Raw genomic sequence first — 20669 nt, 5'->3', positions numbered from 1 at the left:
CTTTCCGCGGATGCGGGCCGGGCGGCGATGACGTGACCCAGAGGCCCCAAGGGGCATGGGCTTGATTTTCCGCGCGTCGTACACCGGCACTTTTCGGGTGTCGCGGCTGACGGACGCGCTGCGAAACTGGCAGGGGTTGGCAACCCAAAGTTGCGCAAACATCCCCATGACTGGCAAGATAGCGGCGAAGGCGCCGCCGATACAATCGGTTTTTCGCAAGCCGCCTGCCATTTGTTCAAGAGCGTAAGGGCGGGCGCCCCCTCGGCGCGGGTCCGCCTGCCGGCCCGGCGGGACGCTCAGCCCAGCAGGAACACGGCCAAGGCCGCAAGCGGCGCGGCCATCACCAGCCCGGCAATCAGCAGCGCCACAAAGGGCCGCCCGGCCGCATAGCGGCAGGCGGCGACGGCCAGCATGATCACCCCGCCGACCGACACCGCCAGCAAAAGCAGAGCAAGCTGGATCAGGCCGTCCAGATTGTAGCCGCCGACGGCTTCGGTGCGAAAACGCATGCCCACCCCCGGGACGTTACAGATAGTCGCCCCGGCTCAGCCCGTATTTGGCCATCTTTTCGTTCAGGGTCCGGCGCGGCAGGCACAGTTCGTCCATGACGGCGGCGATGCTGCCCTTGTGGCGGCGCATGGTATTGTCGATCAGCATTTTTTCGAAGCTTTCGACATATTCTTTCAGCGGCTTGCCCTCGGTGGTGGTGGCCTGCTGGGTTTCCTCGCCATCCGCCATCAACAGCGACGCGATCGAGCCCGAGCCGCGACGGTTCTGCAGGACAGCGCGTTCGGCCACGTTGATCAGCTGGCGCACGTTGCCGGGCCAGGGCGCCTGCAACAGCTGGGCGGCCTCTTGCGCGGTGACCTGCGGCGGCTCGCAGCCATATTCCTCGGCGAATTGCTCGGTCATGCGGTTGAACAGCGCCAGGATATCCTCGCCGCGCGAACGCAAGGGCGGCAGGGTGATCTTGAGCGCGGTCAGGCGATAGAACAGGTCGGGCCGCAGCGAATCCTCGGCCTTGCGGCCTTCGCCGCGGGCATTCGAAATGGCGATGATCCGCGTCTCGGCCGGGCTGCCCTGATCGCTGATAAAGGCCAGCAGCCGCGCCTGCAGGGGGTCGGACAGTGCCTCGATATCCTCAAGGCACAGCGTACCGCCGCGCGCTTCCTCGACAGCGGGCAGACCGTTTTCGACCGGGCCGAAGAGCTTGGCGGCCAGCACCTCGTCATTATAGGCAGCGCAGGAGATCGGCACGAATTTCTTGCTGGCGCGCGGCCCCACGGCATGCAGGGCATGGGCAACCAGCGTCTTGCCGGTGCCGGTTTCGCCATCGATCAGCACGTGGCCATCGGCCTGCCCCAGATCAAGGATGTCCTCGCGCAGGCGGTCCATGACCGGGCTGGCGCCGATCAGCTTGGACATGACCTGCTGGCCCTCGGACAGGTCGCGGCGCAGGGCACGGTTGTCCAGCGTCATCCGCCGGGCCTGACTGGCCTTTTTCACCAGCTCGGTCAGGCGCTCAGGGTTGAAAGGCTTTTCCATGAAGTCCATGGCACCGATGCGCATCGCTTCGACCGCCATCGGCACGTCTCCATGACCGGTGATCATGATGACCGGCAGGCCCGAATCGATACCCATCAACCGCTTGAGGAAAGCCATCCCGTCCATGCCCGGCATGCGGATATCCGAGACGACGACGCCCGGCCAATCGGCGCCTATCACCTTCAACGCCTCATCGGCGCTGGCAAAGGTTTCCGTATCAAAGCCCGAAAGCACCAGCCACTGGCTGATCGATTCGCGCATATCCGGTTCATCGTCGACAACGGCTATCTTTAACGTGCGGCTCATGGGCCATTACCTCATTTTACTCTGCGGCCATCCGGGGGCCCGTCTTGCGGCCCGGATCCAGAAGCGGCAGTTCAAGTTCAAAGACGGCGCCCTTGCCGCCTTCATCAGATGCATTATGCGCGGTCAGCCGACCTCCGAAATCTGCCGCGATCCCCGACGAGATCGCAAGCCCAAGCCCGGTGCCCTCACCGGGGGTCTTGGTCGTGAAAAAAGGTTCAAACAGATTTTCCAGGTCCGAGACACCCGGCCCGTTGTCGCGGACGGACAAGAAAGCGTGAGAACCGGCGCTGACAGTGATCTCGATGGCGGGGTCGCGGATGCCCTTGATCGCATCGACGGCATTGCGCAGCAGGTTGATGATGATCTGTTCAAGCCGGATACGGTCGCAATAGACCATCACCGGAAAACGCGGCGCATTGCGCTGCAAACGGATGGTGCGGCTGCGCAATTGCGGCTCCATCATCACCAGCGCGCTGGAGAGCGCCGCGCGCAGGTCGACCGGCTCAAAGGCCTCGCCGCCCTTGCGGGCATAGGATTTCAGCTGCCGGGTGATGGCGCCCATGCGCTCGACCAGATCGTCGATGCGCTGGAAACTGGACAGCGCCTCCTCGCCGCGCCCGCGCTGCAGCAGCAGACGTGCGCCGGCCAGATAGGTCTTCATCGCGGCAAGGGGCTGGTTCAGCTCATGGCTGACGCCCGCCGACATCTCGCCCAGGGCCGCCAGTTTCGAGGATTGCTGCACGGTCTGCTCGGCCACGCGCAATTCCTTCTGCACGCGCTCGCGTTCGGCGATCTCGCGGGTCAGGCGCATGTTCAGCGCCCGCAGATCGGCCGATTCGCGCATATAGGCCGCCGATTCGACCCGCGCCCGCCGTGACAGCAGATAGAACGCCGCCGCCAGCAGGATGGCAAAGCCCATGATGACCAATGCCAGAACCGCATTCACCCGCTCACGCACCGAATCATAGGTGGTGAACGAGATCATCTTCCAGCCGCGGAAGGGGATCCGCGTCTCGGCCTGCATCACCGCCTTGCCCTGCAGATAGGCGTCGGCGGCGGGCGAGGTCCAGTCCGCCGTCACCTGAAACGCCCGCGAGATGGCCGAGGGCGCCGAGCGCACCGCCAGCGCCTCGGGCAAGGTCAGCCCGCGCCAGCGCGGCTCGGTGGACAGGATGATGTTGCCCTCGCTGTCGGTGACCGCGATAGCGTCCGAAATTCCCGCCCAGGACCGCACCAGAGGCGTCAGATCGGTGCCGACGACGACCACCCCCAGCGTGCGCCCGTCCGAGACCACCGCCCGGGAATAGGTGAACTCATAGCCGCCCTGCGGATTGGTGGTGACGTTGAACACGGTGTCCTTCGAGCGCAGCGGCTCGACAAAGAACGGCTCCTGCACGTAGTTCTTGCCCAGCAGATTGCGGTCGGTCGATCCGACCAGCCGCCCGGAAGCATCCAGAAGCCGGATCGAAGCCGCGCCGATTTCCTTCTGGGCCGAGATCAGCCGCGCCGAACTGCCCGAGAAATTGTTCCCCGACAGCGCCAGAATCAGCGACGGATCGCGCGCCAGCAACAGGGGCACGACCGAGGTGCGCTGCAATTCCGACAACAGGTTCCCGGTATACAGCGCCGAGCGCAGCTCGGTCCGCACCCGCGTGGTTTCCGAAAAGCGCGTGGTCAGCCAGGCATTGGTGAACCAGATCGTCGCCGCCGCCGCGACCAGCAGCAGCGCGATGGCACCGCGCAGCCCCCAGCGGCTGGCCCGGCCAGTCCGCTGATCGCCATTCGTGGCTGCGTGATCATCCTCTTGCATGAGCCTCCGGCACCATCCCCGACGGGGGCCTTCGCAGTCTAATGCGCGACGGGGCGTCGCTCAAGTCAGGCGGCTGGGATCGGCCCGCCCCGGTCAGGCGGCGACCAGATCCCGCATCAGCGACACGAAAAGCTTCGCGCCATCAGTGCCGCCATGGACAGTCTCGGCGGCGCGTTCGGGATGGGGCATCATCCCCAGCACGCGGCGGTTTTCCGACAGAACCCCGGCGATATCCTCGACCGAGCCATTGACCGGCGCGGCATAGGTAAAGGCGATGCGGTCCTGATCCTTCAGCGCGGCAAGACCTTCGGCATCGATCTGGTAATTCCCGTCATGATGCGCAACCGGCACGGTGATGACATCGCCCGGGGCGTAAGCGCTGGTATAGGGGCTGGCCGAGGTCGCGACCCGCAGACCGACCTCGCGGCAGATGAATGTCAGACCGGAGTTGCGCATCAAGGCGCCGGGCAGCAGGCCCAACTCGGTCAGAACCTGAAAGCCGTTGCAGATCCCCAGCACATAGCCGCCGCGTGCCGCATGCTCGCGCACCGCTCGCGCAATCGGCGAATGCGCGGCGATGGCGCCGCAGCGCAGATAGTCGCCGAATGAAAACCCGCCCGGCACCGCGACCAGATCGATGCCCGCCGGCAGCGCCTCGTCCTTGTGCCACAGCCGCACCACATCTGCCCCGGCAGCATCCAGCGCCACGGCAAGATCGCGGTCGCAATTCGATCCGGGAAAGGTAATGACGGCAGCTTTCATGGCACGACTCCGGTTTTGACCCTGCCGCCCCTTTAGCCCAGAGCGCGCCCGCTGTTAAGCCGCTTTGACTTCTTCCATGTCCAAATATCCATCGGACAGCGCCGTAAGCGAAAAGGGCCGGGATTCCCCCCGGCCCCTCGCAACCTGCCTGTCGCCCGATCAGCCGATCAGCGCGTTGTTCAGATATTCGTCGACCTTTTCCAGATAACCCATGGTGGTCATCCATTTCTGGTCCGGCCCGACCAGCAGCGCGAGGTCCTTGGTCATGTAACCACCCTCGACCGCCTTCACGGTGACCTTCTCCAGCGTCTCGGCAAAGTTCATCAGCGCGGCGTTGTCATCGAGCTTCGCGCGATGCTTCAGCCCGCCGGTCCAGGCAAAGATCGAGGCGATCGAGTTGGTCGAGGTCTGGTTACCCTTCTGATGCTCGCGGTAATGGCGCGTCACGGTGCCATGCGCGGCTTCGGATTCCACGATCTTGCCATCGGGCGTCATCAGAACCGAGGTCATCAGCCCCAGCGAACCAAAGCCCTGCGCCACGATGTCGGATTCCACGTCGCCATCGTAGTTCTTGCAGGCCCAGACATAGCCGCCCGACCATTTCAGCGCCGAGGCCACCATGTCGTCGATCAGGCGATGCTCGTAATGGATGCCCTTTTTCTTGAACTGCTCTTCGAATTCCTCGGCATAGACCTTGGCGAACAGGTCCTTGAAGCGGCCGTCATAGGCTTTCAGGATGGTGTTCTTGGTCGAGAGATAGACCGGATAGCCACGGCTCAGACCATAGTTCAGCGAGGCGCGGGCGAAATCGATGATCGACTGGTCAAGGTTGTACATCGCCATGGCGACGCCCGAGCCGGGGGCCTGATAGACCTCGTGCTCGATCACCTCACCATCCTCGCCGACGAACTTGATCGACAGCGTGCCCTTGCCCGGATAGCGGAAATCGGTGGCCTTGTACTGGTCGCCGAATGCGTGGCGGCCGACGATGATCGGTTTCGTCCAATGTGGCACCAGACGCGGCACGTTCTTGGCGATGATCGGCTCGCGAAAGATCACCCCGCCCAGAATGTTGCGGATGGTGCCGTTGGGCGATTTCCACATCTTCTTCAGGCCGAATTCCTCGACGCGGGCCTCGTCGGGAGTGATGGTGGCGCATTTCACGCCGACGCCGTATTTCTTGATCGCCTCGGCCGAGTCCACGGTAACCTGGTCGTCGGTGCGGTCACGCTCCTCGATGCCCAGATCGTAATATTTCAGGTTCACGTCGAGATAGGGCAGGATCAGCTTTTGCTTGATGAAATCCCAGATGATCCGGGTCATCTCGTCGCCGTCGAGCTCGACGACAGGGTTCGCTACCTTGATCTTCGACATGGGTGGTCCCTTTGGTTAGATTCGGCTCGCCCGCGCTATAGCGGCATTCGCCGTAAAAGGAAAGGCCGGTATGCGATTGCATACCATTCGAAACATTCTGTCGCAGGCCTATTGCGGGCGGTTGAAAAACCCCTGCGCCCGCGCGTCCAGCCAGCGCCACAGATGCGGCGCCCCGCGTTCGATGCGCACACCCACCCGCTCTACCAGCTGGGCATAAGTCACCTCATATTCGATCCAGCTTCCGCCACCCGAGACAATGTTCTGCATCACCGGCTGTGCCCGGTCCAGCGATTTGGCAAATACCGCATCCGGGCTCTCATTCTTCTCGAACTCGGCCCAAAGCGCGTGGAATTCCTGCCCCTGCGCCGCAGGCAAAAGCCCGAAGATGCGCCTGGCGGCGGCCTCTTCGGCGGCAGCCTGCGCAGCACCGTGATGGGCGGCGCCATTCGCAGCGTGGATCGGCACGTCGCCGGCGTCGATCTCGACCAGATCATGCAGGATCAGCATGCGGATGACGCGGCCGATATCTGTGCCTGCCCCGGCATGGGGGGCCATGACCAGCGCATAAAGCGCCAGGTGCCAGCTGTGTTCGGCGCTGTTTTCATGGCGCGAGGCATCGCCCAGCGTGCTGGCGCGATAGACGGACTTCAACCGGTCGGCCTCGGCCAGAAAGGCCAGCCGCTGCGCCAACTCGCCCACGGGCGCCCGGCCCTCCAGCAAATCCGTCGCGGCCGCCATCGCCTCGGGCCATTCCGACCAAAGCCGCGCGGCGCGACCGCCATGCATATTGCCTTGCACAATGGCAATATGATCGGGCAGCGGCGAGGCCGCGCAAAGCACCTGAAACAGCGGCTGGACGTGATCCATCCGCTTGGCCATGCGCGCATCCGCGCTTTCGCCGACCTCGAATTCGCGCCAAAGCGCCATCAGCGCCGCGCCCTCGGGCAGCAGGCCAAACAGCCGCTCGGCGGCCGCACTTTCAGCAGCGGCCAGCGCCGCCATGTCATGGGCCAGATGGATCGGGTGATCGCCGCAGTCGATCTCGACCAGATCATGGATCAGGATCATGGCGATGGCCCGGTCCGAAGCCCCGAACACCATCGCATAAAGCGCCACGTGCCAGCTGTGCTCGGCACTGTTTTCGGGACGCGACAGGTCCATCAGCACATTGGCGCGGTCGACGGATTTCAGCCGGTCCGCCTCGTTCAGAAACGTAAAACGCCGCTCCAGCGCCGTTTCTTCTTCACTCAAATATCCCGGGGTCCGGGGCAGAGCCCCGGTCCGTTCATCACTCACCGCGTCGTCTCGGTCAGGCGGCGGCGGACATAGGTCTGCACCGTGTCGATCATCGGCTTCATGTAGATCTCGTCATCGCGGAAGAAATGGTCCGCGCCTTCGATTTCCTCATGGGTGATGGTGATGCCCTTTTGCTCGCGCAGCTTGCCCACCAGGGCATGCGTGTCCTTGGGCGGCGCCACGCGGTCGGCAGTACCGTTGATGATCAGCCCCGAGGCCGGGCAAGGTGCCAGGAACGAGAAATCATACAAGTTCGCCGGCGGCGCCACGCTGATAAAGCCGGTAATTTCCGGCCGGCGCATCAAAAGCTGCATCCCGATCCAGGCCCCAAAGCTGAAACCCGCGACCCAGCAATGCTTGGAGTTGGGGTTCATCGCCTGCAGGTAATCCAGCGCCGAGGCGGCATCGCTCAATTCACCGATGCCCTGATCGAACTCGCCCTGGCTGCGGCCCACGCCGCGAAAGTTGAACCGCATGACGGTAAAACCCATGCGGTGAAAGGCGTAATGCAGGTTATAGACGACCCGGTTGTTCATCGTGCCGCCATATTGCGGATGCGGGTGCAGGATGATGGCGATGGGGGCGTCGGGATTGGGCTGGGCGTGATAACGGCCTTCCAGACGACCTTCGGGGCCGGGGAAAATCAGTTCGGGCATGGGCTTCCTTTGAAACTCGGGTTTCTTGACCCTGTGGCGGCGCGGCTCTAGATCGTTATCTGGGAAGCGCGCCCGGCCAAGGCAAGACGCATTCAAGGACGGCCCCGGGGTTTGGGCCCCGTGGCGCGTTTTGTCTATGCGTCGCGGGCAGAGGAGAGGCAAGATGAAACTGTCAACCAAGGGCCGCTATGCGGTCATCGCGCTGGTCGATCTGGCCATTGCCAAGGGCGATGACCTGACCTCGCTGGCCGAGATCTCGAAACGGCAGGACATCTCGCTGCCCTATCTGGAACAGCTTTTCGTGCGCCTGCGCCGCGCCGGACTGGTCGATTCCGTGCGCGGGCCGGGCGGCGGCTACCGGCTGGCCAAGGCCCCCGAGACGATCCGTATCGCCGAGATCCTCGAGGCGGTGGATGAAACCGTCAGCGCCATGCATGTCGGCGCCGGTGCCTCGGGCGGGGTCTCGGGGTCGCGGGCGCAGACGCTCTCGAACCGGCTCTGGGAAAGCCTGTCGGCGCATGTTTATGTGTTCTTGCACAATCACACGCTGGCGGACGTGGCGCGCAACCAGTTGCTGCCCTGCCCCGCCCTGCCCAAGCTTCTGTCGATCGTGGACGACTGATCCATGCGGGTCATGGTCGCCGGCCTTGGCAATATGGGGCGCAGCCATGCGCTGGCATGGGCAAGGCAGCCGGGCGCGGAACTGGTCGGGCTGGTAAACCGCTCGCGCATCGCGCTGCCGCCGGAACTGGCGGGTATCCCCTTCAGCCACGACTTTCACGAGGCGCTGGAGCGCCTGCGCCCCGATATCGTGGTCATCGCCACCTATTCCGACAGCCATGCCGAATATGCCATCGCCGCCTTGCGGGCCGGCGCGCATGTCTTTGTCGAGAAACCCCTTGCCACCACGGTCGCGGATGCCCGCCGCGTGGTCGAGACGGCGCGGGAAACCGGCCGCAAGCTGGTCGTGGGCTACATCCTGCGCCACCACCCAAGCTGGCAACGCCTGATCACTGAAGCCCGCGCCCTTGGCGGCCCCTATGTGTTCCGGCTGAACCTGAACCAGCAAAGCTCGGGTCCGACATGGGCGGTCCACAAGGCGCTGATGCAGACCACGCCCCCCATAGTCGATTGCGGCGTCCATTACGTCGATGTCATGTGCCAGATCACCGACGCCGCCCCGGTCGAGGTGCGCGGCATGGGCCTGCGCCTGTCGGACGAGATCGCCGGGGACATGTATAATTACGGCCATTTCCAGGTGATCTTCGACGACGGCTCGCTGGGCTGGTATGAGGCGGGCTGGGGTCCGATGATGTCGGATACGGCGTTTTTCGTCAAAGACGTGGTCAGCCCGAATGGCGCCGTCAGCATCCGCATGCCGGCTGACGCGCGCTCGGACGATATCGACACCCATACGCAGACCTCGAAGCTGCGGCTGCACCGGGTCGGCCAGCCCGATCAGGACCTGTCGATGGACGGAGAGCCGGGCCATCAGGACCTCTGCGATGCCGAAGCCGCCTTCATGGCCCGCGCCATCGCGAATGATACCGACCTGACGCGGCACATGCAGGATGCGGTCGCCTCGCTGGCGGTCTGCCTTGCGGCGGACGAATCCGTGCGCTCGGGCCAGCCGGTACGACTGCGCGTCTGATCCGTCACGCAAGCGTCACCCTTCCTTGCGAAACCGCCCGCGTGGCCCTAAATGAGCCATTCCTTTTGACCTTCAACGGTTTCGCCACCGGGGGACCCGCACCATGTCCGATCTGCAGACGCCTTACTACCTGATCGACCTTGCGAAGCTGCGGGTAAACATGGAGCGCATCCAGTATCTGCGCGAACGCTCGGGCGTGAAATGCCTGCTCGCGCTGAAATGCTTTGCGACATGGTCGGCCTTTGACTTCATGCGGCCCTTCATGGACGGCACCACCTCGTCCTCGCTGTTCGAGCTGCGGCTGGGGCATGAGGAATTCGGCAAGGAAACCCATGCCTATTCCGTGGCTTGGGCGGATCATGAAATCGACGAGGCGCTGGGTTACGCCGACAAGATCATCTTCAACAGCCTTGGCCAGCTGGACCGCTTTGGCGCCAGGGCGGCGGAACGCGGCATTGCCATGGGCCTGCGCCTGAACCCGCGTTTTTCGACCAGCGGCTTTGATCTGGCCGACCCGGCCCGCCCCTTCTCGCGCCTTGGCGAATGGGACCTGCCGCGGCTGGAATCGGCCTTGGACCGCATTTCCGGGGTGATGATCCACTACAATTGCGAGAACGGCGATTTCGACCTGTTCGACGCCCAGCTTTCGCGGATCGAGGCCGAATTCGGCGGCTTCCTTGCCAAACTGGACTGGGTCAGCCTTGGCGGCGGCATCCATTTCACCGGCGAGGGCTATCCGCTGGACCGCCTTGCCGACCGCCTGAAGGCATTCTCGGAGAAATTCGGCGTCCAGGTCTTTCTGGAACCGGGCGAGGCCAGCATCACCAGATCCTCCTCGCTTGAGGTCACCGTTCTGGACCTGATCCACAATGGCAAGGACGTGGCCATCGTCGATTCAAGCATCGAGGCGCATATGCTGGATCTTCTGATCTATCGCGAAACCGCCAAGCTGCCGCAATCGGGCGATCATGCCTATCAGATCGCCGGCAAGACCTGCCTTGCGGGCGATATCTTTGGCGAGGGGCGCTTCCCGCAGCCCCTTAAGGTCGGCGACCGCATCAGCATTGCCGATGCCGCCGGCTATACCATGGTCAAGAAGAACTGGTTCAACGGCGTGGCCATGCCCGCCATCGCACTGCGCGAGGAAGACGGAACGATCCGCGAGGTCCGCCGGTTTTCCTATGACGACTACAAATCCAGCCTGTCCTGAGGGCTTCCCTCAGACCTAGCCAACCCATTCCTCTGCCCTGAAAAGGAGACTGAATTGGCCAAGAACGTGCTCATCATCGGCGCCGGTGGCGTCGCCCAGGTGGTCGCGCATAAGGTGGCGCAAAACGCGCAGGAATTCGGCACGCTGCATATCGCCAGCCGAACCGTCGCCAAAGCGGACAAGATCATCGCGAGCATTCGTGAAAAGGGTCATCAGGTCGAATTCAGCGCGCATCCGCTGGATGCGATGGACAGCAAGGCCGTGGCCGCGCTGATCCGCAGGATCGACGCCCATATCGTCATCAACGTCGGCTCGTCCTTCGTGAACATGACCGTGCTGGATGGCTGCATCGAGGCCGGCGCCGCCTATCTGGACACCGCCATCCACGAGGACCCGGCCAAGGTCTGCGAAACCCCGCCGTGGTATGCAAACTACGAATGGAAACGGCGCGAGGCCGTCGCGAAAGCCGGCATCACCGCCATTCTGGGCGCGGGCTTCGATCCCGGCGTGGTCAACGCCTATGCCCGTCTGGCCGAGGATGAATATTTCGACAAGATCGACTCGATCGACATCGTCGACATCAACGCCGGCAGCCATGGCCGCTGGTTCGCGACCAATTTCGACCCGGAAATCAACTTCCGCGAATTCACCGGCACCGTCTATAGCTGGCAGGGCGGCGAATGGCGCTCGAACAAGATGTTCGAGGTCGGGCGCGAATGGGACCTGCCCGTCGTCGGCAAGCGCACCGCCTATCTGTCCGGCCATGACGAGGTCCACAGCCTTTCCGCCCGCTACAAGGACGCCGATGTGCGCTTCTGGATGGGCTTTGGCGAGCATTACATCAACGTCTTCACCGTGCTTCAGAACCTTGGCCTGCTGTCGGAACAGCCGGTCAGAACCGCCGAAGGGCTTGAGGTGGTGCCGCTGAAGCTGGTCAAGGCCGTGCTGCCCGATCCCGCCAGCCTTGCCCCCGACTATGAGGGCAAGACCTGCATCGGCGATCTGGTCAAGGGCACCCAGAACGGCCAACCGGGCGAGGTCTTCATCTATAACGTCGCCGATCACAAGGACGCCTGGAACGAGGTCGGCAGCCAAGGCATCAGCTATACCGCCGGCGTGCCCCCGGTCGCCGCCGCCATTCTGGTCGCGCGCGGCACCTGGGACGTCAGGAAGATGGTCAATGTCGAGGACCTGCCCGCCCGCCCCTTCCTTGAACTGCTGGGCGATCTGGGCCTGCCCACCCGCGTCATTGACGCGACTGGCGATCACCCGATCTGATCCGACCTGACCCAATCGACAGGTCCGCGCCGGGGAACCTCGGCGCGGGCCTTGTCGTTTCCAACCTGCGAACAGGAGGAAACGGTGCATGACGCCTGACGAAAACCGCCGCCCGCATATGTTCCCAAGCTCGGACGGCGCGGCCCGGCCCAGCGTCGGCACCGTCGCCAACTGGGCGGTGATCGGCATTTTCCTGATCCTGCTCTTCGGGTTTTTCGCGCAGGCCCGCAACTTTCTGATGCCGGTGACGCTGGCGATCCTTCTGTTCTTTGTCTTCATCCCCTTTCGCCGGCTGATGGAGCGGCTGGGCGTCAGTGCCACCGTCACCGCCGCCATCGTCTCGCTGGGGCTGGTCGTGTCGGTGGTGGTGATCGGGTTTCTGGTCTCGGGCCCGGTGAACCGGCTGATCGAGAACGCCCCCCAGATCTCGACCCGGCTGGAACAGCGCCTGACCGAGATTCGCCAGAACTTCCGCGGCATCGAACGCGCCGCCGAAAAGCTCGATGAGATCACCGGCGGCGGCGACAGCCCCGAGGCCCCGCCCGGCACGCTGGCCCCCGATGCCACGCTGACCGGCACGCTGAGCAGCCCCGCCTCTCCGGGCCAGCCCGCCCAGCCGGACCAGAAGATCGAGGTTCAGGTCCAGACCACGCCCGAGACCTCGACCCTGGCCAGTGTGCTGAACCTTGGCCCGGCCTTTGTCGGCCAGATCATCTTCACGCTGTTCTTGCTGTTCTTCCTGATTTCCTCGGGCGACCTGATCTATCTGAAAATCGTGCAAAGCTTTGACACGATGCGCGAAAAGCGCGCCGCCTATATGGCCCTGCGCGAGATCGAGGACAGTCTTGGCACCTATCTGGGCGCCATCACCCTGATCAATGCCTGTCTGGGCGTCACGGTCGGTCTGGCGATGTGGGTCTGGGGCATGCCCAGCCCGTTCCTGTTCGGGCTGATGGCCTTTCTTTTGAACTATGTGCCCTATCTGGGCTCGGTCACCGGGGTCATCATCGCGGCGCTGATCGCGCTTTTCGTCTATGACGATCTGTTCACGCCGCTGATGGTCGGGCTGACCTATCTGGCGCTGACGTCGCTGGAGGGGCAGCTGATCACGCCGTTCTTCGTCTCGCGCCGGTTGCAGCTCAATACGGTGGTGGTGTTCCTGACCGTCGCGCTTTGGGCATGGCTGTGGTCGGTTCTGGGCATGATCGTCGCCGTGCCGGTCCTTGTGGTGATCCGCGTGCTGGCCGAGCATATTCCCGGTCTGAACAAGTTCGGCAACTTCCTGGCCGGCGAGGCGCCCCCCGCGCTTGAGGATGACGACGAGGACGAGGCCCCCGATCAGGCGGCCGGCAGGGCCTGATACGATTCACTGGATAAGTGGCGCAAACATGGCATGATCGCGACATAGCCAATGGGCGATTCGCGACGCATGCCGGACACATCCCCCCCACCCGACCAGAGCCAGCCCCGGCTGCGCATCGGCTTTCTGCTGGCCCCGCGCTTCACGCTGTCGGCCTTTGCGACCTTTGTCGACGTGCTGCGGCTGGCGGCAGATGACGGCGATGGCTCGCGCCCGATCCGTTGCCGCTGGAAGGTGCTGTCGACCGACATGGCACCGGTTCAGGCCTCGTGCTGCGCAAGGATCGAGCCGGACGAGCGGCTGGGCGACCCGGCGCGCTTTGACTATATCTTCGTGGTCGGCGGGCTGATCGAGGGGGGGCCGGGCCTCTCTTCGGAACATGCGACATTTTTGCGCCGCGCGGCGCAGGCGCGCGTGCCTCTGGGCGGGCTGTGCACCGGGGTATTCGCGCTGGCGCGGCTGGGGCTGATGGACGACTATCGCTGCTGCGTCAGTTGGTTCCACCATCAGGATTTTCTGGCCGAATTTGAAAAGATGCGCCCGGTCTCGGACCAGATCTTTGTCGTCGATCGCGACCGGCTCAGTTGTTCGGGCGGCGTCAGCGCCGCGCATCTGGCGGCCTTTCTGGTCGACCGCCATATCGGCGGTGCCGTCGCGCGCAAGAGCCTGTCGATCCTGATGATCGACGAGCCGATGCAGGGCGACCGCCCCCAGCCCGGCCTGCCGCTGGAGCTGAATGCACGCGACCCGCTGGTGCGCCGCGCCCTGCTGGCGATGCAGCAGAACCTGCAAGCGCCGCTGCCGATTGCCCGCATCGCCCGCGATCTGGGCGTCGGCCGGCGCAAGCTGGAGCGTCACTTCAACGCCGATCTGGGCATCCCGCCGGCAGATGCCTCGATCCGCATCCGTCTGGCGCAGGCGCGGATGCTGCTGACCCGCTCGGACCGCACGGTGACGCGCATCGCCGAGGAAACCGGCTTTTGCGACGCCTCGCATCTGATCCGGGTCTTTCGCGAAAGCGAGGGGATCACCCCCGACCTGTGGCGCCAGCAAAGCCAGGGCGTCGAGAACCTAGCCTAAGCTTCAGGCGATGCGCGACCAGCGCGTGACCTGCGGGCGCCCGTCCAGAAGCGGCAGGATCCGGGGCAGGATCCCCGCCAGAAAATCGGTGTTGTCATGGGCGCGCTCGGCCTCGGGGCTGTCCCAGACCTCGATCGAGGTGAACTCGTCGCCGCTTTGGTAATAGCCGTATTCGACGCAGCCCGGCTCGGTCCGGCTGTGCCCGGCCAGATCGCGCAGCAGGGCGACCAGCGCCTCGGCCTGACCGGAGCGGGCGCGGAAACGGGCGGTGACCCAGATCACAGGCGCTTATCCCATTCCTCGGCCTGCTCGCGCCGGGCCATGTCCTCGGCCGCCTTGGGCAGGACGGTGCGATAGGGCGGATGTTCGGCGGTGATGACCCCGATCATGGCGGTGATCATCTCGGCGGGATCGGCCTGCCGGGTCAGTTCGCGCACGGGCCAATGCGCCATGACCCGTTCGCCCTGCCCCCACCACTGGTCCTGCGATTCCATGCCGGTATCGTTGAAGCCGGTGCGATAGGCGCCGGGATTGACCGTGCAGACCTGAACGCCGTAAGGGGCCAGTTCCTCGCGCAGGGCGGCGCAGAAGCCCTCGACCGCGTATTTGCTGGCCGAATAGGCGCCGTCCCAGGGCACCTTGACCAGCCCGGCGACCGAAGATGTCCAGACAATCCGCCCGCCACCCGCCCTGATGAATTTTTTCGCCGCGCCCTGCGCCATTTCCAGCGCGGCAAAGACATTGGTGTCAAAGATGCGGCGGACGATCTCGGGCGGCAATTCGGCGACGGGACCGGATTCCATGATCCCGGCATTGTTGAAGAGCACGTCGAAATCCAGCGCCAGCGCGTGGCTGCGGTCGATCTCAGACAGCACGTCCAGCTTGATGACCCGCAGTTCCAGCCCGTCGCGCGCAGCCTCGGCGCGCAGATCGGTCACCTGCGGCCAGATATGACAGGCGGCAATGACCTTGTGGCCGGCCCGCGCCAGCCCCAGCGCGACCCCGCGCCCAAAGCCCGAGCCTGCCCCGGTGATCAAGACGGTCTTGCTGGTCATGGCGGCGTCCATTTGGTGCTGTTTCATCCCGAGGACCAAGTTTAACGGCCCGGCAGGCGCAGTCCAGCCATGCCTGCAAGGCAAGGAAGGTCGCGGCGGGATCCGCCTCGCGGCCTTTCAGGTGAAATCGGCCAGCGTTTCGCCGCGGGAAAACTGGCCGTCCAGCGTCAGTTCCCTTGGAACCGCCTTCGCATCGCCATAGCGGTCGGCCAGAACAGCGGGCCGGGTCGCGGCATCGTCGAAATAGTCCAGCACCGAGCCGAAATCCAGCGCCACGCTGCCGCGCTGCGCGCTGGAAATGGCAATCGGCTTGGTCCAGATCCCGGCGCTGATCAGCAGGGGCTCGCCCGGATAGGCGGGGGCGACCTTGTCCAGCAGCAGCCGCCACCGGTCCCAGATAAAGCCGTGATCGCCGCCGCAAAGGCGCTCACGGTTCGGATAGGCCGGGCATTCGTAATAGCGCAGACGCCCGTTCATCTTCTGGTTCAGCCGGGTGACCACGCCCTTGCGGGTGGACGAGGTGATCAGCGCGACCGAGCGCGACTCTTTCAGCAGCGCCGCGATGAAGCCGTTTTCCGCCAGATCGACATGCGCCCAGGCATTCGTCAGCGCCGCGTGTTTGTTGAAGCGAAAGCGCTGCATCGCAAGGCGGGTCTCGGCCAGACGGCGGGCATCATCGGGGTTCAGCGCGCCCCGCTCGTAATTGCGGATCGGGTAAAGGCTGATCAGACGCGGCACGATCTGGTCATCGGGCAGCGACAGAACGTCATCTGGCAATGGCGGTCCCAGAAGGTCGCTGCGCAGGCCGACGATATCGGCTTTCATCGCCGCATCCTCGATACGCTGGCCCAGCCATTCCACCTGATCGGGCGTGATGTCGCGCCCCAGAAAGGCCTGAAGATAGGCCCATGCCGGCGTGTCCGGCCTTGGCCGCGCCAGGATGCGCCCGCCGGTATCGCCAAATCGCAGCAGACTGGCCCCCTCGCCGCGGCTGATCGCGCGGGCAAGCAGGCGGGCCACGGCGCCACCGTCCAGCAAGGCATCGCCGGACGGCAGCGCGGCCTGGGCATCCTCAGGCGGTCTGCGCCATGGCCACATCGGATTAACGGGTGAACTTCTTGTATTTCACCCGCTTGGGCTCGATCGAATCCGGGCCGAGGCGGCGGACCTTGTCGGCCTCGTAATCCTCGAAATTGCCTTCGAACCATTCGACACGGGCGTCGCCCTCGAAGGCGAGGATATGCGTACAAAGCCGGTCAAGGAAGAAACGGTCGTGGCTGATGATGACCGCGCAACCGGCGAAATCCTCAAGCGCGGCCTCCAGCGCCTGCAGGGTTTCGACGTCCAGATCGTTGGTCGGTTCGTCCAGCAGCAGGACGTTCCCGCCCGATTTCAACAGCTTGGCCATGTGGACGCGGTTGCGTTCACCGCCCGACAGCAGGCCGACTTTCTTCTGCTGGTCGCCGCCCTTGAAGTTGAAGGCGGAGGCATAGGCGCGGCTGTTCATCGTCGCGTCGCCCAGAACGATCTGCTCTGCCCCGCCCGAGATTTCCTCCCACACGGTCTTGTTGGCATCCAGCGCATCGCGCGACTGATCGACATAGCTCAGCTTGACCGTATCGCCAAAGGTGATGGCACCGGCATCGGGGGCCTCATTGCCGGTCAGCATGCGAAACAGCGTCGACTTGCCGGCGCCGTTCGGGCCGATCACGCCGACAATGCCGCCCGGCGGCAGCGAGAAGGTCAGGTCCTCGATCAGAAGCTTGTCGCCCATGGCCTTTTTCAGGCCCTCGACCTCGATCACCTTGTTGCCCAGACGTTCGCCATTGGGGATGATGATCTGGGCATTGGACAGTTTTTCACGCTCGGACTGGCCGGCCAGTTCGTTATAGGCGTTGATCCGGGCCTTTTGCTTGGCCTGACGGGCCTTTGCACCGGCGCGGATCCATTCCAGCTCGCGCTCAAGGGTCTTTTGCTTGGCCTTGTCTTCGCGCGCTTCCTGTTCCAGCCGCTTGGCCTTTTGTTCCAGCCAGGCCGAGTAATTGCCTTCGTAAGGGATGCCGCGACCGCGATCCAGTTCCAGAATCCAGCCGGTGATGTCGTCAAGGAAGTAGCGGTCGTGGGTGACGATCAGGATGGTGCCGGGATATTCGATCAGGTGCTTTTGCAGCCAGGCGATGGTTTCGGCGTCAAGGTGGTTGGTCGGTTCGTCCAGAAGCAGCATGTCGGGCGCTTCCAGCAAAAGCTTACACAGCGCCACCCGGCGGCGTTCACCACCCGACAGCGATTCGACATCGGCATCGTCGGGCGGGCAGCGCAGGGCCTCCATCGCGACGTCGATCTGGCTGTCCAGATCCCACAGGTTTTCCGCGTCGATTTCGTCTTGCAGCTTGGCCATTTCCTCGGCGGTTTCGTCCGAGTAGTTCATCGCCAGCTCGTTATAGCGGTCCAGCTTGGCCTTTTTCGCGGCGACGCCCAGCATGACGTTTTCACGCACGTTCAGCGCCGGATCCAGATGCGGTTCCTGCGGCAGATAGCCCACGGTCGCGCCCTTGGCGGCCCAGGCTTCACCGGTAAAATCCTTGTCGATACCGGCCATGATGCGCAGCAGCGTCGATTTACCGGCGCCGTTCACCCCCACGACGCCGATCTTGACGCCGGGCAGGAAGTTCAGGCGGATATTTTCAAAGGTCTTCTTGCCGCCGGGATAGGTCTTGGACACCCCGTCCATGTGATAGACATACTGGTAGGAGGCCATGATCTTTCCCCGTCTGCTGAATCCGTGATTGTCGCGGATATGTAGTCGAGCGGCGGCAAAAGGAAAAGGCTCAGCGAAGCTGGCCGACGAATTCCGGGCCGAAGGTCCGGTCAAGAAATCCGAACTGCGGCTCAAGCTTCTCGCGCAGCCGGGCTCGCGCCTTGTCGGGAACGGTCAGCGCCGCGTCGGATGCAAACACCTTGCGCCCGACATCGCGATAATCGAAGGGCTTGAGGTCAAGAAAGCCCTCGATCCGGCGCAGAAAGCCCAAAGGATCATGCGCGATCATGCCGAAGGGCAGGTAAAGCAGCCGGTCCGGCCCGAAACACGCATTCCAGCGCGGCACATAGCTGAGATAGTCGCCGCGATCCATCAGCACCGGGTCCTCGACCTCATTCAGCCAGTCCTCGACGGTCTGGGGACGGCGGCGGGCGCGCATGAGATTCATCTTGAGCTGCGAAATCGCGCGATCGACCGGATGGCGGATGATATAGATGAACTTGGCCTGCGGCAGGAATTTCGCCACGAACTCGACCCCTTCGGCGGGCAGGGTCGAATATTCAGGCGTCACGTCCATGGCCTTGGCATGGGCGGGCGCGGGGGCGAAAACCAGCTTGTACCAGTGGTTCGTGAACATCGGCTCGCGCGCGATGCGGTCAAGATAGCGCTGCATTTCCTTGGGCATCTCCTGCCCGCGCGCATCCCAGCGTTTCTGGATGTTGATCCGGCCACGGCGGAAGTGCCAGGGCAGCCATTTGCGATGCTCTTCGATATAGCGGTGATTGAAGAACTGCGCCTCCTTGAAGGGCGGGGTCCAGATGTCGGGGTGCTGGCCCAGCATCTGCGACATCCAGGTCGTGCCCGCCTTCTGCGCGCCGATGCCCAGAATGTCGGGCTTGCGGGGTTTGCCTTCGGGGTCCCAGTCCATCCGTATCGCCCTTGTCATCACCAGTCCCGTCCTAACTAGGGCAGCCGCATCAGCGGCGAAAGCGCCGCGTCTGCGAAATTCGGCAACACTGGCGCGAATGCCGCAAAAGCCCTTTGCGGCGCATCGACAGGATTGGCCGATGCCGCTAACCTGCGGTCCAGACGGAGAGGTTCACGATGACGAGTTTCCTGCAAAACAACGGCTGGAAGGGCGTGCCCTATGCCCTGCCGCGCCAGCGCAAGTCCACGCATTCCATCGACGACGCCATGCGCCGCAACCGGGTGGTGCCGCCCGCGCAATGCCGCGACAACCGCGCCAAGCTGACCAATCTGCGCCACCTGATCGCCGGCGCCGAGCGCGAATACCGCGTCATGTCGGCCGAACTGGACCGGCTGAACGACGACGGCCGCTTGTGGCTGGTGGTCGACATCATCCACAAGACTTCGCTGGCATCGCTGGATCTGGCGGCAGCGCTGATGCAGTCCATGGGGATGAAGCAGGGCGATCTGGCGCGCAAGATCGCCGATGGCGTGCAGACGACCAGCGATATTGGCGGCGCGGCGGTGGGGCTGGCCAATGGCAGCGTCTCCAAGACCGAATTCTTCCGCACCGCCGGCCAGCGGTTGCTGACCCATACCCAGCCCAAGGGCGCGGGCGGGGCGATGGCCAAGGGCAGCGCTGATATCGCGCTGGGGGGCTGGTCCAGCCTCGACAATATCGTGAATGCGCAGGGCGGCCCCTCATCGGGGGCCCGTACCGGCGAGGCCGGGATCGAGCTGGCCGCCGGCCTGATCCAGCGCAGCGCCGACACGCTGGATGCCGGAACGCCCGGTGGCAGCCTCGATGCCAAGCATATCAGCGCCGTCGCCCAGATCGCCAAGGCCATGGCCAGCTATAACCGCGAGCTTGAGGGCGCCTTCAACCGGCGACTTGAGACCTCGGGAAACCTGATGGCGACCAAGGCCACCATGCAGGCGACCTTGCAACGCGCCATGGCGCGCTATCGCCGCGATGCGGCCGAACTGGAAAAGCTGCTGGAGGGTTGCCTTTAGGCGCGGTCCTGCGCCGCGGGACCGGTCTCAGGGCCGGTCTCAGGGCCAGACAGTTGCGGTTTCGGCCATGGCCCGCTTGGACCGCAGCGCATTCAGCGCCACGCCATGCACCAGTTGCGAGGGCGCGGCGCAGAGATCGCCCAGCACCGTCACCTGAAACGGCGCGGCATGTTCCGACATGGCGGTGAAGACGACGCAGTTCTGGGTCATCATCCCGCAGATCAGCAGGCTGTCGACGCCCTCAAGATGCGTCATCAGGTCAGTGCCCTGAAAGGAATCGGCATAGTTCTTGGTCACCACCGGCGCATCGCCCGCCGCCGCCAGAATGCCGTCGCGGATCTCGGTGCCGGGGGTTCCGGCGGCAAAGATCGGCTGATCGGCGGGAAACTCGTGGCGGATCAGGATGATCCGGTCGCCCGCCGCCCGCGCCCGCGCCATGGCGTCCAGAATCCGGGCCTCGGTTTCCTCGGCCTGAAACAGCGGCGCCTTGCCGCCGGGAAAATATTCCTTCTGCACGTCAATGACGATCAGCGCACGGGTCATGCCCA

At 64.1% G+C, this 20669-nt stretch carries 20 protein-coding genes; 7 read left to right on the top strand and 13 right to left on the bottom strand.

Annotation, left to right across the window (positions count from 1 at the left end; all coding sequences use genetic code 11):
- Nucleotides 1–296: 296 nt before the first annotated feature.
- The 7 genes from DFP89_RS12905 to DFP89_RS12875 form a co-directional block, all read right to left on the bottom strand.
- Complete coding sequence (locus DFP89_RS12905; protein ID WP_114349798.1) at nucleotides 297–509, bottom strand: hypothetical protein; 213 nt, start codon at nucleotides 507–509, stop codon at nucleotides 297–299.
- 16 nt (nucleotides 510–525) lie between these two features.
- A complete protein-coding gene (locus tag DFP89_RS12900; RefSeq protein WP_114349797.1) occupies nucleotides 526–1851 on the bottom strand; it encodes a sigma-54-dependent transcriptional regulator in 1326 nt (441 codons plus the stop codon).
- A 16-nt stretch (nucleotides 1852–1867) separates the two neighbouring features.
- Nucleotides 1868–3661 (bottom strand): sensor histidine kinase, encoded by a 1794-nt coding sequence (locus DFP89_RS12895; RefSeq protein ID WP_114349796.1) that lies wholly within the window; start codon nucleotides 3659–3661, stop codon nucleotides 1868–1870.
- A 93-nt stretch (nucleotides 3662–3754) separates the two neighbouring features.
- Nucleotides 3755–4423 carry a phosphoribosylformylglycinamidine synthase subunit PurQ gene (gene purQ, locus DFP89_RS12890; RefSeq protein WP_114349795.1) on the bottom strand — a complete coding sequence of 223 codons (669 nt, stop codon included), beginning with the start codon at nucleotides 4421–4423 and terminating at the stop codon, nucleotides 3755–3757.
- 159 nt (nucleotides 4424–4582) lie between these two features.
- A complete protein-coding gene (locus DFP89_RS12885) occupies nucleotides 4583–5797 on the bottom strand; it encodes an NADP-dependent isocitrate dehydrogenase (protein ID WP_114349794.1) in 1215 nt (404 codons plus the stop codon).
- Nucleotides 5798–5905: 108 nt separating this feature from the next.
- A complete protein-coding gene (locus DFP89_RS12880; protein WP_114349793.1) occupies nucleotides 5906–7048 on the bottom strand; it encodes an HD domain-containing protein in 1143 nt (380 codons plus the stop codon).
- Between the two features lie 41 nt (nucleotides 7049–7089).
- Nucleotides 7090–7749, bottom strand: a complete 660-nt coding sequence (locus tag DFP89_RS12875; protein WP_114349792.1) for an alpha/beta hydrolase — start codon at nucleotides 7747–7749, stop codon at nucleotides 7090–7092.
- Between the two features lie 163 nt (nucleotides 7750–7912).
- On the opposite strand from DFP89_RS12875, the gene iscR reads away from it, so the two are divergent.
- The 6 genes from iscR to DFP89_RS12845 all read left to right on the top strand — a co-directional run bounded on the left by iscR (nucleotide 7913) and on the right by DFP89_RS12845 (nucleotide 14328).
- On the top strand, nucleotides 7913–8371 hold the full coding sequence (iscR, locus tag DFP89_RS12870) for a Fe-S cluster assembly transcriptional regulator IscR (RefSeq protein ID WP_114349791.1): 459 nt from the start codon (nucleotides 7913–7915) through the stop codon (nucleotides 8369–8371).
- 3 nt (nucleotides 8372–8374) lie between these two features.
- Entirely contained in the window at nucleotides 8375–9400 is a 1026-nt protein-coding gene (locus tag DFP89_RS12865) for a Gfo/Idh/MocA family protein (protein ID WP_114349790.1), read from the top strand.
- Between the two features lie 103 nt (nucleotides 9401–9503).
- Nucleotides 9504–10610: a carboxynorspermidine decarboxylase gene (gene nspC, locus DFP89_RS12860; RefSeq protein WP_114349789.1), complete on the top strand. Its 1107-nt coding sequence runs from the start codon at nucleotides 9504–9506 to the stop codon at nucleotides 10608–10610.
- Between the two features lie 54 nt (nucleotides 10611–10664).
- A complete protein-coding gene (locus DFP89_RS12855) occupies nucleotides 10665–11888 on the top strand; it encodes a saccharopine dehydrogenase family protein (protein WP_114349788.1) in 1224 nt (407 codons plus the stop codon).
- An 88-nt stretch (nucleotides 11889–11976) separates the two neighbouring features.
- The gene (locus DFP89_RS12850; RefSeq protein WP_114349787.1) at nucleotides 11977–13248 is read left to right on the top strand and encodes an AI-2E family transporter; all 1272 of its coding nucleotides are present in this window, start codon (nucleotides 11977–11979) and stop codon (nucleotides 13246–13248) included.
- Between the two features lie 69 nt (nucleotides 13249–13317).
- Nucleotides 13318–14328, top strand: coding sequence for a GlxA family transcriptional regulator (locus DFP89_RS12845; protein ID WP_114349815.1), 1011 nt, complete (start codon nucleotides 13318–13320; stop codon nucleotides 14326–14328).
- A 3-nt stretch (nucleotides 14329–14331) separates the two neighbouring features.
- Here DFP89_RS12845 and DFP89_RS12840 read toward each other — a convergent pair whose 3' ends face one another.
- From DFP89_RS12840 to DFP89_RS12820, 5 genes are all read right to left on the bottom strand, one after another.
- Nucleotides 14332–14610 (bottom strand): putative quinol monooxygenase, encoded by a 279-nt coding sequence (locus DFP89_RS12840; protein WP_114349786.1) that lies wholly within the window; start codon nucleotides 14608–14610, stop codon nucleotides 14332–14334.
- Entirely contained in the window at nucleotides 14607–15383 is a 777-nt protein-coding gene (locus tag DFP89_RS12835) for an SDR family oxidoreductase (protein ID WP_114349814.1), read from the bottom strand. Before DFP89_RS12835 ends, DFP89_RS12840 begins: the two co-directional genes overlap by 4 nt.
- 117 nt (nucleotides 15384–15500) lie before the next feature.
- Nucleotides 15501–16403, bottom strand: a complete 903-nt coding sequence (locus DFP89_RS12830; RefSeq protein WP_147273313.1) for a hypothetical protein — start codon at nucleotides 16401–16403, stop codon at nucleotides 15501–15503.
- An 82-nt stretch (nucleotides 16404–16485) separates the two neighbouring features.
- A complete protein-coding gene (gene ettA / locus DFP89_RS12825; RefSeq protein WP_114349784.1) occupies nucleotides 16486–18141 on the bottom strand; it encodes an energy-dependent translational throttle protein EttA in 1656 nt (551 codons plus the stop codon).
- 70 nt (nucleotides 18142–18211) lie between these two features.
- On the bottom strand, nucleotides 18212–19087 hold the full coding sequence (locus tag DFP89_RS12820) for a sulfotransferase family protein (protein WP_245948719.1): 876 nt from the start codon (nucleotides 19085–19087) through the stop codon (nucleotides 18212–18214).
- 158 nt (nucleotides 19088–19245) lie between these two features.
- Here DFP89_RS12820 and DFP89_RS12815 point away from each other — a divergent pair, with 158 nt between their 5' ends.
- Nucleotides 19246–20121 carry a hypothetical protein gene (locus tag DFP89_RS12815; protein ID WP_114349782.1) on the top strand — a complete coding sequence of 292 codons (876 nt, stop codon included), beginning with the start codon at nucleotides 19246–19248 and terminating at the stop codon, nucleotides 20119–20121.
- 39 nt (nucleotides 20122–20160) lie between these two features.
- Here DFP89_RS12815 and DFP89_RS12810 read toward each other — a convergent pair whose 3' ends face one another.
- Nucleotides 20161–20664 (bottom strand): cysteine hydrolase family protein, encoded by a 504-nt coding sequence (locus tag DFP89_RS12810; RefSeq protein WP_114349813.1) that lies wholly within the window; start codon nucleotides 20662–20664, stop codon nucleotides 20161–20163.
- Nucleotides 20665–20669 lie beyond the last annotated feature (5 nt).

Origin of the sequence: Paracoccus lutimaris (assembly GCF_003337565.1) — a bacterium.
In the GTDB taxonomy this organism is placed as follows: domain Bacteria; phylum Pseudomonadota; class Alphaproteobacteria; order Rhodobacterales; family Rhodobacteraceae; genus Paracoccus; species Paracoccus lutimaris.
The sequence above is the reverse complement of the archived record's forward strand: the minus strand, read 5'-3'. Positions and strand labels throughout refer to the sequence as shown.

Coding starts and splice junctions, on each gene's coding strand:
- ettA (WP_114349784.1), bottom strand. CDS start 18,141: ATGGCCTCCTACCAGTATGTCTATCACATGGACGGGGTGTCCAAGACC.
- DFP89_RS12885 (WP_114349794.1), bottom strand. CDS start 5,797: ATGTCGAAGATCAAGGTAGCGAACCCTGTCGTCGAGCTCGACGGCGAC.
- DFP89_RS12865 (WP_114349790.1), top strand. CDS start 8,375: ATGCGGGTCATGGTCGCCGGCCTTGGCAATATGGGGCGCAGCCATGCG.
- purQ (WP_114349795.1), bottom strand. CDS start 4,423: ATGAAAGCTGCCGTCATTACCTTTCCCGGATCGAATTGCGACCGCGAT.
- DFP89_RS12835 (WP_114349814.1), bottom strand. CDS start 15,383: ATGACCAGCAAGACCGTCTTGATCACCGGGGCAGGCTCGGGCTTTGGG.
- DFP89_RS12905 (WP_114349798.1), bottom strand. CDS start 509: ATGCGTTTTCGCACCGAAGCCGTCGGCGGCTACAATCTGGACGGCCTG.
- nspC (WP_114349789.1), top strand. CDS start 9,504: ATGTCCGATCTGCAGACGCCTTACTACCTGATCGACCTTGCGAAGCTG.
- DFP89_RS12900 (WP_114349797.1), bottom strand. CDS start 1,851: ATGAGCCGCACGTTAAAGATAGCCGTTGTCGACGATGAACCGGATATG.
- DFP89_RS12895 (WP_114349796.1), bottom strand. CDS start 3,661: ATGCAAGAGGATGATCACGCAGCCACGAATGGCGATCAGCGGACTGGC.
- DFP89_RS12815 (WP_114349782.1), top strand. CDS start 19,246: ATGACGAGTTTCCTGCAAAACAACGGCTGGAAGGGCGTGCCCTATGCC.
- DFP89_RS12845 (WP_114349815.1), top strand. CDS start 13,318: ATGCCGGACACATCCCCCCCACCCGACCAGAGCCAGCCCCGGCTGCGC.
- iscR (WP_114349791.1), top strand. CDS start 7,913: ATGAAACTGTCAACCAAGGGCCGCTATGCGGTCATCGCGCTGGTCGAT.
- DFP89_RS12875 (WP_114349792.1), bottom strand. CDS start 7,749: ATGCCCGAACTGATTTTCCCCGGCCCCGAAGGTCGTCTGGAAGGCCGT.
- DFP89_RS12850 (WP_114349787.1), top strand. CDS start 11,977: ATGACGCCTGACGAAAACCGCCGCCCGCATATGTTCCCAAGCTCGGAC.
- DFP89_RS12810 (WP_114349813.1), bottom strand. CDS start 20,664: ATGACCCGTGCGCTGATCGTCATTGACGTGCAGAAGGAATATTTTCCC.
- DFP89_RS12820 (WP_245948719.1), bottom strand. CDS start 19,087: ATGACAAGGGCGATACGGATGGACTGGGACCCCGAAGGCAAACCCCGC.